Annotated in this window: 8 protein-coding genes; 2 read left to right on the top strand and 6 right to left on the bottom strand. The window is 68.0% G+C overall.

Annotated elements, in window-relative coordinates; translation table 11 throughout:
• Positions 1-405: 405 nt before the first annotated feature.
• The 4 genes from MTE01_RS08640 to MTE01_RS08625 form a co-directional block, all read right to left on the bottom strand.
• The gene (locus tag MTE01_RS08640) at positions 406-2,055 is read right to left on the bottom strand and encodes an HNH endonuclease signature motif containing protein (RefSeq protein ID WP_141376874.1); all 1,650 of its coding nucleotides are present in this window, start codon (positions 2,053-2,055) and stop codon (positions 406-408) included.
• A gap of 894 nt (positions 2,056-2,949) precedes the next feature.
• Complete coding sequence (locus MTE01_RS08635; RefSeq protein WP_170210658.1) at positions 2,950-5,319, bottom strand: M1 family metallopeptidase; 2,370 nt, start codon at positions 5,317-5,319, stop codon at positions 2,950-2,952.
• Positions 5,320-5,785: 466 nt separating this feature from the next.
• Positions 5,786-6,187: a hypothetical protein gene (locus MTE01_RS08630; protein ID WP_141376870.1), complete on the bottom strand. Its 402-nt coding sequence runs from the start codon at positions 6,185-6,187 to the stop codon at positions 5,786-5,788.
• Positions 6,188-6,381: 194 nt separating this feature from the next.
• Positions 6,382-7,959: an RNA-directed DNA polymerase gene (locus MTE01_RS08625; RefSeq protein WP_170210657.1), complete on the bottom strand. Its 1,578-nt coding sequence runs from the start codon at positions 7,957-7,959 to the stop codon at positions 6,382-6,384.
• Positions 7,960-8,080: 121 nt separating this feature from the next.
• On the opposite strand from MTE01_RS08625, the gene MTE01_RS08620 reads away from it, so the two are divergent.
• Positions 8,081-8,953, top strand: coding sequence for an alpha/beta fold hydrolase (locus MTE01_RS08620; protein ID WP_141376866.1), 873 nt, complete (start codon positions 8,081-8,083; stop codon positions 8,951-8,953).
• 27 nt (positions 8,954-8,980) lie between these two features.
• Here MTE01_RS08620 and MTE01_RS08615 read toward each other — a convergent pair whose 3' ends face one another.
• The gene (locus MTE01_RS08615; protein ID WP_141376864.1) at positions 8,981-9,541 is read right to left on the bottom strand and encodes a CGNR zinc finger domain-containing protein; all 561 of its coding nucleotides are present in this window, start codon (positions 9,539-9,541) and stop codon (positions 8,981-8,983) included.
• Positions 9,542-9,612: 71 nt separating this feature from the next.
• Between MTE01_RS08615 and MTE01_RS08610 the strand changes: the two genes are divergently transcribed.
• Positions 9,613-10,605, top strand: coding sequence for an EamA family transporter (locus tag MTE01_RS08610; protein WP_141376862.1), 993 nt, complete (start codon positions 9,613-9,615; stop codon positions 10,603-10,605).
• Positions 10,606-10,627: 22 nt separating this feature from the next.
• Here MTE01_RS08610 and MTE01_RS08605 read toward each other — a convergent pair whose 3' ends face one another.
• A complete protein-coding gene (locus MTE01_RS08605) occupies positions 10,628-11,101 on the bottom strand; it encodes an Lrp/AsnC family transcriptional regulator (protein ID WP_141376860.1) in 474 nt (157 codons plus the stop codon).
• Positions 11,102-11,104 lie beyond the last annotated feature (3 nt).

Here is an 11,104-nt window from a genome sequence, read left to right as displayed (position 1 = left end):
GGGGGGCTGGGGCTGAGGCTGGGCTGCGACAGGGCTGGGGGGGCTGGGGCTGGGGCAGGGCAGGGGCAAGGGGCGGGCAGGGATGGAACTGGGGCAGGGCTGCGACAGGGCTGGGGGGGCTGGGGGGCTGGGGCTGGGGCTGAAGGCGGGGCTGCGCTGTGGCGCGGGCCGAGGGGAGTGTGAGGGCGCCCGGGAGAAACCGCTCACGGGGCTGTGCCGGGCGCCGGGAGGCGAAACAATATCCGGACCATTGCGCGACGGGCGTCATGGTCGGGGCAGCAAGGTGGCGCTGCGGCCGATGCCGGGCCCGGCGCCGCGGCACACGCCCCGGGGCGCGTCACGGGTGTCACGCATCGTGACGGCGCGGCATCCCGTTTCGTCACGAACGTCATTGCGGCTCGGTCACTAGAACGGCGGCGGATCCGTGCGGTACCTCCCACCCAGGGGTGAAATCCAGGCGGTGCCACCGTCTGCTCCACGATCGATGTCCCACCGGCTCTCATGACGCAGGCGATGGTGGTGTCGGCATTTCGGGTCGAGGTTGTCGTCGTCCGTCGTACCGCCGTCGGCCCACGCGATGAGGTGGTCGATGTCGCAGTCCCGCGCCGCGCGGCCGCAGCCGGGGAAGACACAGGTGGGCGAGGTGACGCCGAGCCATCGCCGGAGGACGACGGGTACACGGTACGTCTTGCGGTCGAGCATGAGCGGGGTGCCGGTGACGGGGTGGGTGAGAAGCCGGATCCACGAGGTCGCGGTCCCGGCCAGGCGCCGGGCCGTGTCGAGGTCGATCGGTCCGTACCCCTCGAGCGTGGCTGGCTGGGTGTCGCGGCCGAGAAGCGTCAGCGCGGGGATTGTGACGACGACGGTTGCCGGGGGAGTCGAGCGGAACGTGCGCGGGGAGTCGGGCTCGTGAGGCGCGCCGGGCCCATCGCCGGGTGCTTTCGACGCGTCTCCGGGCGAGGGAACGGTTGCCTGGGACCCCGACGGAACGGCTGCTGTCTGGGCGGGGCCCTCGGTCATCGTCACCAGGTCGGCGAAGGCATCGGCACGCAGCTGCGCGAGCGTCCGCTCTTCGTCGGTCGCAGCGCGCAAATGCCGGGCTGCCTGATCGAGACGCGACATCACGGCGCGGGCGCGGTCGGCGGGCAGCAGGGCGTGCAGCGACGCCATGCCGTCGAGTTCGGCTCGCATCCACACGCCGCGGTCGTGTGCGGCCCGGCGGTGGCGCGCCTCGATCGACTCGGCGTGGACACGCTCGCGAATGGCGCGGGCGGTGACGGCGAACTTCGCCGGGGGCAGAGCCAATGCCTGCGGGCACGCTTCGTCGTCGAAGCGGTGGAAGGCGTCGGCATCGCCGGCGGGAAGAGTCGAGGCCAGACGGGCTGCGTCGACGGCGTGCTTCTCGGACAGGCGTCCCTCGGCGAAGGCCTTCCAGAGCTGCGGGCACCCGTCGGACAGCGTCCGCGCGTGGGCGGCCCTCGTGCGCACGGTCTGTTCGGAGAGGTGCAGGCGCACCGCGATCTCGGCGACGGCGGCACGTTCGGCGAGATCGATGCGGTCGCGTCGGACGGCGCCGGGCGTGCGGCCTCGGGCGTCGTGCCAGGCGCGATCGAGAGTGGGGTCAGGCCCGACCCACGGCGTCGGATCGAAGGCGGCGTCGTCGAGGATCGCCAGAATCAGGCGGTACTCGTCGGCGGTCGCCCGCTGCCGATCGGTGACGACGCATTCGAGATGTCCCAGGCGGGCGTCGAGGTCGGCGACCGATGCAGCTTCGCCGCCGAGCAGGTCGGTGATGTCGTCCCACTCCCAGGCTTCGTCGCCAGCGACGGCATCTGATCGGTTGGGCAGGTGCAGCGGTACGCCCCGCGGAGGAGCGGAAGGCGCGGAGTCCTTGGACGGGAGGTCGTCGTCGGTCCACCATTCGACATCGCCACCCTCGCGAAAAGCCGCCCATTCGGCTTCGCGCTCGAGCTCGTCGTCGCTCGGCCAGGGCGCCCCGTCGCACTCCCGGAACACCGGCGTCGACCGGTCTTCGGAGTGTGCGGTGCGGGTCATGGCAGAACGTTATCGCCGACCTCCGACATTGGCCCCCGCAGGGCAGGCGCACGGTGAATCGCCCTGTTGCACGTGTTGAGCGAGCGAGTTCGGCGACGTCGACGAGCGATTCGTGGGCAGGGGAAATGTCCTGGGATGCCGGTGTGCCAGGGCGGACGCCGTGCGATGGCGCAACGAGGGCCCGAGCTCATTTCGAGGGAGGAGAGGGATCTGCCGATGGAAATTTGCTGGCGGGGATGCCGGAGCCTGCGGGAGGGGTCAGGTGAGGGGATGGTCCCGATACTGCGCGCCCCGCGCAGAACGCGCGTCCCGCATTGGTCGGCGTCCAGACGCGCGACCCGGCTCCGCGGACCCCAACGCGAGTGCGCAGGGCCCTGGCGCCGAAAAGTGATCGCCCTCGGTTCTCGGGCGGAAACTCTTATCGTGGCCGCGTTCGCAGGTCGCGTGGCGGCGGCTCCAAATCACCACCTGGCACCGCGCCCGCTGACACGGACGTTGACGAGCTGCCGGCCGCTCGGAGAGATGACGCCCTGCGCAGGTGGCTAGGGCAGACGACGCTCCGCACCCGGTAACACGCAGGGTGATGCGGGCACCCGACGTCCCCCGCTCCCGGCGGCGCGCAGGGCGGTTTAATCAGATGTGCCCCTCCCGGCGGCGCGCAGGGCGGGGTGGTCAGGTGTGCTCCTCCCGGCGGCGCGCAGGGCGGGGTGGTCAGGTGTGCTCCTCCCGGCGGCGCGCAGAGCGAGATGGTTAGATAACTCTTCCGCTCCCGGCGATGCTCCGGGTGGTCTGGCCGAACGACGCCCCCATCTCGGCCCATCCGGCGGGCTGTCCAGCCGAGAAGACGCCCCCACCCCCGGCAACCCGGGAGCAGGGGCGTCCTCGCCGAAGCGGTCAGACCGAATCCTCACCTCGCGCAACTCGCCGACGGCGCACCGCGACCACCGACAGCACCGCGCCGCCGATCAGCGCGGCCGCGGCCCACACCGCCGCCGTGATCGGCGCTTCCGAGCCGGTCGCCCCGAGCTGTCCGGGGGCGCGCGGCGCGGCCGGAGCCGATGCCGACGGCGAAGCCGAGGGTGACGCAGCCGCCACCGCGGCCACCGGTCCGAAGGGGGCGCTCGTCCGCGTCTGGTCGAGGTAGCCGGCGCGACCGCCCGTGACGGTGACCGTCACCGTACGCCCCTCGGCGGTGGGCGGGATCGTGAAGGTCGAGGTCGTGGCATCCGGGATCGAGATCCCGTCGACGGCCCAGGAGTACGTGAACGAGGTGCCGTCGGTCCAACCGGCGGTGGTGGCCGTGAGCGTCGAGCCCACCGCGGTGTCGCCGGTGATGACCGGTGCCTGCGCATCGACCGGGTACTCCCGCACCGCGAGAGTGCTCGCGCACGATGCGCACGTTCCGCCGAGGCTCGGTGCGGCCTCGGTGGTCAGGGCGCCGCCCGAGGCCTCGTCGAAGACCGTCGCCGCGAACGTCGTCGCGGCGGTCTGGCCGGGATCCGTCGCGGGGATGGTCCAGACCAGGTCGTCGCCGGTCAGGGCGACACCGTCGGGCAGGGTGGCCGAGTCGATCGAGGCCCGATTCAGGATGCCGCCGACATCGAGCGTCGCGGTCGCAGAGGCGAAGGGAACCAGCCCGGTGTTCTCGGCCGTGAGCGTGTAGCTCGCGGTGGCGGCGCGCTCGAGCGGTGCGGTCGCGGACGACGTCAGCGAGAGCGTGAACTGATCGGGCCACGCGGGCTTGTCGGCATCCAGGATCCAGTCCTGATAGAACGCTCGCAGGTCGCGGCCGGAGAGTTCTTCGGCGAGCGCGAGAAGGTCGGCCCCCGTCTTGCTCGTTCCGGCGTTGCGTGTCTGCCACTGCCGCACGACGTCGAAGAACGCGTCGTCGCCGATCGCCACGCGCAGAGCCGCCCAGAACTGCGCCGAACGGTCATAGGTCTGGTAGCCGTACAGGGAGGCGGAGTCGGTCTGGGCGCCCGGGGCGATGCTCCAGGCGCCGTCGCCGGCCGGTGTGCCGCTCCACGCGTCGAACTGCTGCTCGCGTGAGGGGGTGCCTGCTCCGAACCCGTCGCTGCCGGCGTAGAAGCTCTCGGACCAGGTGGCCATGCCCTCGGCGACCCAGATGTCGGTCCAGGTCGTCGGGGAGACGTTGTTCCCGTACCACTGGTGGGCGAGTTCGTGCACGAGGGTGCTGAAGCCGATCCGCGTGGGGAAGAACGAGCGGTCCTGCGTCTCGAGCGCGTAGTTGATCCCGCGCGGGACGCGGTCGACGACGACGCCAGCGCTGCGCCCCGGGTACGGACCGTAGATCGACTCGAGGTTGCGGATGATCGGGCCGAGTTGATCCACGGCGCTGGTCACGGTCGCCTTGTTCGCGGTCGTGGAGGTCGAATCGACGAACGACCACGCCGGGATCGTGCTGCCGTCGCTGAGCGTCACGGTCGATTCGATGACGTCGTAGCGGCCGATCGAGATGATGAGCAGTTCGGATGCCATCTGCTCGGTCTGCTGCCACGCCCACGTCGTGCGGGTGGCGTCGGCCGACGGCGTCGTGGAGAGCAGCTCGCCGTTGCTGACCGCGGCGGCCGGAGCGGACCCCTGACCCGCCGTGTCGCTCAGGGTCGTGGGGACATCGAGGGAGATCGAGTAGGTCGCGTTGTCGCCCGGGGTGTTGTTGTGCGGGAATCCGGTCATGTTGCCGACCGGTTGACCGAGCATGGTCGACCCGTCGGTCGTGGCGTTCCAGCCCTCGTACGATCCGTCGGCGTCGACGTGGGCCTGCGGGACCCCGTGGTACGCGACCGTCACGCGGAACTCGCCGCTGACCGGGGAGGCGGGGGTGACGATGAGCTTGTGGCGGATCGCGCCGGCATCGCTGTCGCGCTGCCAGGCGGCGGGGGTGCCGTCGACGGTGACGGAGTCGACCACGAGTCCCTCGAAGTCGAGCGAGAAGCTGCGCAGTGGCTCGGCGGCACGGGCGGTCATGGTCGAGGTCGCGACCACGGAGCCCGCTACGACGGATCCGGTCTGTACCGCGTCGGGAGTCCATGCGAGGTCGATGTCGTAGTCGAGGGCGTCGTAGCCGCCGTTGCCGACGTTGGGGAACATCGCGTCTCCCGCGGTGCGTGCTCCGTCGACGGGGTCGGCCGCGACCGCCGGTGCGACGGCTGACGAGATCAGTCCGGCCACGAGCGCCGCGGCGCCGAGGGCCAGGAGGGGGCGACGGAGGGCGTGCGCGGGTGGGGATGATTTCTTGCGCATTGAGACGGTCGTCCGTTCAGAAGATGCAGCAGCGTCGCTTGTAAGAACGCCGCCGGAGGGGTCATCGCCACCGTATCGGCGGCACATTTCGGCGGCGTGTCGATCGAAGGCAGCCCGCGTCACAGGGGACGCATAGCGGGAGGGACGCCGGGATGCCCGGGCACCCACGCTTACCGGGTGGTCGGGTGTGGGTGCGGGTGCTGGTGCACGGGGCGCGCGGCAAGAGGGATGCCGGAGTTTTCGGCGGACATCGGCCGGACTTGGTCGATCAAGGCGGCCGCGGCTTCTTGTCGATGACGATCGGATCGATGACAGAGGAGGGCGAGCCAACCGGGGTAATCCCGTGAAGCATCGCTTTATTTCTTGAGAATCGAGAAGCTAAACGGCGCGTTGCAGATGACAACCGGGATGCTAACGGCAAGAACACTCTCACCGCAGAGCCGTTTCCGGGTATTCAGGTCCGTCCTCAAACGACCGCCGCGAGCGGATGACTGGACACGCCTTTGTCGACCGCTTCGATCAGATTTCTACAAACATTCCGTGCCCGTTCGAGATCTTGCTCTGTCAGTTGTATCTGTGTACCAACAATAGCGATGCCCGCCGCCGTGATCTTAGCGCGTGCGGAGTCACCCTTCTTCTGTTGGGTGCGGGTCAGGCTACCAAGACCGTGAGCAATGGCATTGCGAGCTTCCAGAAGTCGGTCAATCTCAGCCCAAATGCCCTTCACGTCAAACCAGTTCTTGTAGGTCTCTTGGATGAGCTTCCACGTGCTCACAGCGTTGGTAGAGGCTTTAACCCAAACGAGCTCACGGATCTGATTCGAGCCTGGGTCCATGTGCTCCTCCGCAAGATCGAGCAATCGATCCACGCAGAAAGCCTCAGTCACAGATATGAAACGTACGAGCGTTGACTGCCGCTGTATCTGCTCGACGTCGCCGCTCGTGTTTCTCAGGCGGGAGGCCTGGAAAGTGGGGGCTGTCATATTCCATAACCTGTGATGGCCCAGTGCGCGGTTCAAAAGTCCAACTGCGGCCTCTGCCCGTTCACTCGAAACTGACGAGCTCACGAAGTGACTGCCTGCAGTATCAGCCGCTCCAAGCGGTCCTCAGCCACTTCTCGTGCTAGATCGGCGTCGTCAACGGCAATAGCCCAAAAGACGAGCGACCGCCACTCTGGCCCGACTCGGTCCAAGGCCGGCGTCACTATTTCGCTGGAAATTCGCCCCAGTCGACCGAGGGCGGCAGCCGAAGTCGCTGCGAGTGAGGCCTCTGACTCTCGGACGCATTTCTCGAGCCAGTCGTAGTGAGAATGGTGGTTCCTGGCCGCTCGAATGGTGCCCGCTGCCTCAGCAATCCATACCTTCTGCCAGGTGCTGAAGCTTCGCTCCACCACCAATTCATCAAGGGTTCGCCGGATTGCTGTTCGCGCGGACGGGCCGGTGTTTCCGAGTTCTATGATGTATTCGCAAATCTGCGGCGATAGCGCGGGCTCAGACCTCAGTAGCAGGGAGAGCTCGCGCAACGGCTCACGGAAACCGCTGCGGCCAAGAATTGGCAATGCCCGGGCGAGCAAGCTCTCGGTGATCGCTGCGTCCCTCGTCGGCTGTGTTTCCTCGAGGCGACGTTCCGCGTCCCACACTTGCCAGGCGCGCTTAGCAGCTATTACTTGCTGCGGCTCGACATCGGCTGGGCTGCTGACATCGGTGGTTTCGAGAACGTCTTCCTCTGCAACCGCCCTGGGCGAGGCTGCGGAGAGTGTCCTGGCAGTCTCCGTGTCCGCTGTCGTTTCGTCGGTGTATCCCTCCGCGAACAGCAGGCGAGCTACATTGTCGGCATCGCCATCTGTATCGAAGAGTCGCTCCTCAGCGATGGTAAACGCGTCAAGTGACGCTTGGTAATTGCCCCGCGTATACGTAAACGTCTTGCTCTCGTTCAGGGTCAACCCGAGCGATCGTACTTCACGTGCGCAGCTTTCCAAAGCTCTCCTTGCTTGCGAGAGGGATGGTGTAGCTATCCGAAAGTCGTCCGAGAAAGTGACGACGTCGAAACCGGCCCGTAAAAGCTTCCTTCGCACAACGTCGATGTACACGTCGCCGAGAATATCGCTAGATTTGTGCACTTGCGGGAGACCCATCTTGCGCCCCATCACACGCTCAAGAAGGGACATGAGGGCATCGATGGCAGGCGCTTCCCCAGTTTGCGCTTCGAGTTCACTTCCGAGCAGGCCATGGTCGACGTATTCATAGTATGAAGTCACATCGGTCTTGCTTACGTACCGGGCCCCCTCTACAGATAGAGGCCACTTGCGAAAGTCTTCATTTGGCATCCGATTGACGATGTTCTTTGGCATAGCGGTCGCTATGAGTGAAACTAGTGCGCGGAAAAGTACCCTGTCGGGCAGGCCCATCTCGCTAATGGGTCGGCGTCCCCGACGGTTCTTGTCTACGAAGATTAAATCTGCTGCAGAACCGATCTCGTCTTTCTGGAATTTATTTCGCAGTAGGTGTTTCACCTGAGCCGCCTTGGCTGCGAGAGCAAGGCGGTCCGGCCTTCTTGGCATGAGTCGATTCGACATCGAAAGTTCCAAATTCACCGCGGATTGCAGGTCGAGCCGGTCGAGCAGATCGTCGCTTAAGGGCATGGGCTCAGACTGTACTAGTCTCGCCGCGATTTGCGAGCACCTTGTACCGATGGACTTCGGAATTGCGCAAGCATTCGGACGCGGCATGTGCTGCGTCCGACCCCCCTCGTAGACTCGACGCATGCCGAACCCCTACGCCGAACGACTCGCCCAGATCCCCGTCGTGCGGCGCGAGGCCGGTGTTCTCGGGGGGACGACGGCGTACTGGGTCTACGGCGACGACGACGCCGAGACGACGATCGTCGCGGTGCACGGCTTCCGCGGTGAGCACCACGGGCTCGATCCGGTGGTCGCGCATCTTCCCGGCATCCGCGTCATCTCTCCCGACCTCCCGGGATTCGGCGAGACCGCGCCGTTGGTCGGCCGCCCCCATGATCTCGACACCTACGCCGCGTGGCTGCGCGCGTTCGTCGAAGAGGTCGCTCCGGATGCCATCGTGCTCGGCCACTCGTTCGGTTCGATCGTGTCGTCCGCGGCGGTGGCGGGCGGGCTGTCGACGCCGAAACTCGTCCTCGTGAATCCGATCGGAGCGCCCGCGCTCGAGGGGCCGCGCGGGATCCTCACCCGCCTCGCCGTGTTCTATTACCTGGCGGGGGCCAAGCTGCCGCGTGCCCTCGGCGACGCACTGCTGCGCAACGGCCTCATCGTGCGCGTCATGAGCAACGCCATGGCCAAGACCCGCGACCCCGACCTGCGCCGTTTCGTGCACGAGCAGCACGACGAGTACTTCTCACGCTTCGCCGACCGCGACGTGCTGCACGAGGCCTTCGTCACGAGCGTCTCGCACGACGTGCGCGAGTTCGCCCCGCGCATCGCGCAGCCCACCCTGCTCATCGCGGCCGAGAAGGACGACATCACGCCCATCGAGGCCGAGCGCCACCTGGCGACCCTGTTCCCGGACGCGCGGCTCGTCGAGATCCCCGAGGTCGGGCACCTGATCCACTACGAGACGCCGGAGGCCGCGGCATCCGCGATCCGGGAGTTCGTGCAGTAGGCCTGCTCGATCAGGATCAGGACGGCCTCATGCCGGAGCGTCCGCCCTGCGTTTGCGGTACGCGTTGACGTTCATGCGGTTGCCGCAGTTGCCGGCGTCGCAGTAGCGCTTCGAACCGTTCTTCGAGAAGTCGACGTAGACGCCGTTGCAATCGTCGGCGTCGCACACGCGCACGCGGTCGTACTCGTCGGCGCGGATGACGTCGACGAACGCGAGGGCCGTCTCGACGAGGATGCGGGTCGCGAGAGGATCCGCGGGGTCGCTCGCGTGGATGTGCCAGTCGAGGCCGTCGTGACGCACGAGCTGGGGGAGCGCCCGCCCGTCGGCGAGCATCGCGTTGACCAGGGGGACGGCCCCGTCGCGATCCGCACTCCACAGCGCGAGCAGCCGGGGCCGGATGCCGCGCACGGCGGTCAGCTCGCGAGCGTCGCGCGTGCGCGAGCCGGTGTAGCCGTGGGTCTCGGTGAAGGCCTCGAGAGTGGAAGCGTCGACGAGGGTGTCGACCCCGCTGACCTCCGTGTGGGGCAGGGTGTTGACGAGCTCGACGGCGGCGCGCAGCACGAGTTCTGTGTCACGAATGAAGACCACGTTGACTCCTGACAGGTCGAGGCCGTACTGTCACGAGTGTAAACCCCCTTCACTCGTGACAGCAGGCCCGCATGACCACGTCTTCCGTGACCCTCCCGCCTCCCACCCACCGCGGTTCCACCGCCGTCACCGGGCTCGCGATCGCCGTCGCCTCGGCCCTGGCGTTCTCGTCGAGCGGTCCCTTCGTCAAACCCCTGCTCGACGGCGGCTGGTCGCTCGGCGCGGTGCTGCTCGTGCGGATGGGCCTCGCGGCGCTCCTGCTCTCACCCGCGCTCGTGCGCGCGATTCGCCGCCAGCGCGGGTTCGTGCGCCGGCACGGCTTGCTGATCGTGTCGTTCGGACTCACCGCCGTCGCCGGCTGCCAGCTCTTCTACTTCGCGGCGATGCAGCGGATGCCCGTGGCCGTCGCCCTGCTCATCCAGTACATCGCGCCGGTGCTCATCGTCATCGCCGTGTGGGTGCGCACCCGCCGCTCGCCGTCGAAGGCCGTGCTGATCGGCTCCGTCGTCGCCATGGCGGGTCTGGTGCTCGTCGTCGACATCAGCGGAGCGCGCTTCGACCTGCTCGGCACGATCTTCGCGCTCTGCGCCGCGGTGTGCGCCGCGGCGTACTTCGTCATCGCCGGGCGCGCGGGCGACGACCTCCCACCCCTCGCCCTGGCCGCCGGCGGCCTGCTCACCGGAACGCTGCTCATGGGGGTGCTGGTGCTCACCGGCGCGCTGCCTTTCGCCGCCCCCTCGATCACCGTGTCGCTCGCGGGGCTCGAGCTCCCCGGCATCCTGCCCCTGCTCTGGGTGGGAGCCGTGGCGACCACCGTCGGCTACGCGCTCGGAGTCATCGCCGTACCGCTGATCGGTTCGCGGCTCGCGTCGTTCGTGGGCCTCAGCGAGGTGCTGTTCGCGCTCGGGTTCGCGTGGCTGCTGCTGGGCGAGACGCCCGCGCCGATCCAGTTCGTCGGGGGCGCGCTGATCCTCGTGGGTGTGGTTCTGGTGCGGATGGATGCCGGCAGCCCGACCGAGCAGAAGGCGGAGACGGCGAGTATCCCGGTGGTGCCGGCGCCGTAGGTCGGGGCCCCGCGGGAGGGTGCTAGATCTCCTCGCGCGCCAGCTGCATCAGCGGGCCGACGCGATAGCCGATGACCTCGCCCATGACGAGCGAGGTCTCGGTGCGTTCGACACCCTCGATCGCGAGGATGCGGGCGTCGGTGTCGAACAGGTGTTGGGTGTCGCGGCACGCGACCCGCACGAGCAGGTCGACCTGTCCGCTGAGGCCGTGCGCCTGCAGCACCTCGGGCACCTTGGCGAGCTCGGCACGGATGGCCGGCAGCTCGGTCTGGCGCACCGTCACCTGAAGGAACGCCTCGATCGGGAAGCCGAGGGCCTCCGCCGACAGGGTGCGTTCGTACGAGAGGAAGACGCCCCCGCGTTCCAGGCGGCTCATGCGCGCCTGGACGGTGTTGCGGGAGAGTCCGAGTTTCTCGGCGAGCGCGACGACGGTGGCGCGCGGGTCGGCGGACAGGGCGCGGAGCAGGTCGAGGTCGACCGCGTCGAGCTTGCTCATGGT

Source organism: Microbacterium testaceum (assembly GCF_006539145.1).
In the GTDB taxonomy this organism is placed as follows: Bacteria; Actinomycetota; Actinomycetes; order Actinomycetales; family Microbacteriaceae; genus Microbacterium; species Microbacterium testaceum.
Note: the sequence above shows the minus strand (reverse complement) of the source record. Positions and strands in the feature narration are given on the sequence as shown.

Coding starts and splice junctions, on each gene's coding strand:
- MTE01_RS08610 (WP_141376862.1), top strand. CDS start 9,613: ATGACCACGTCTTCCGTGACCCTCCCGCCTCCCACCCACCGCGGTTCC.
- MTE01_RS08625 (WP_170210657.1), bottom strand. CDS start 7,959: ATGCCCTTAAGCGACGATCTGCTCGACCGGCTCGACCTGCAATCCGCG.
- MTE01_RS08605 (WP_141376860.1), bottom strand. CDS start 11,101: ATGAGCAAGCTCGACGCGGTCGACCTCGACCTGCTCCGCGCCCTGTCC.
- MTE01_RS08640 (WP_141376874.1), bottom strand. CDS start 2,055: ATGACCCGCACCGCACACTCCGAAGACCGGTCGACGCCGGTGTTCCGG.
- MTE01_RS08620 (WP_141376866.1), top strand. CDS start 8,081: ATGCCGAACCCCTACGCCGAACGACTCGCCCAGATCCCCGTCGTGCGG.
- MTE01_RS08635 (WP_170210658.1), bottom strand. CDS start 5,319: ATGCGCAAGAAATCATCCCCACCCGCGCACGCCCTCCGTCGCCCCCTC.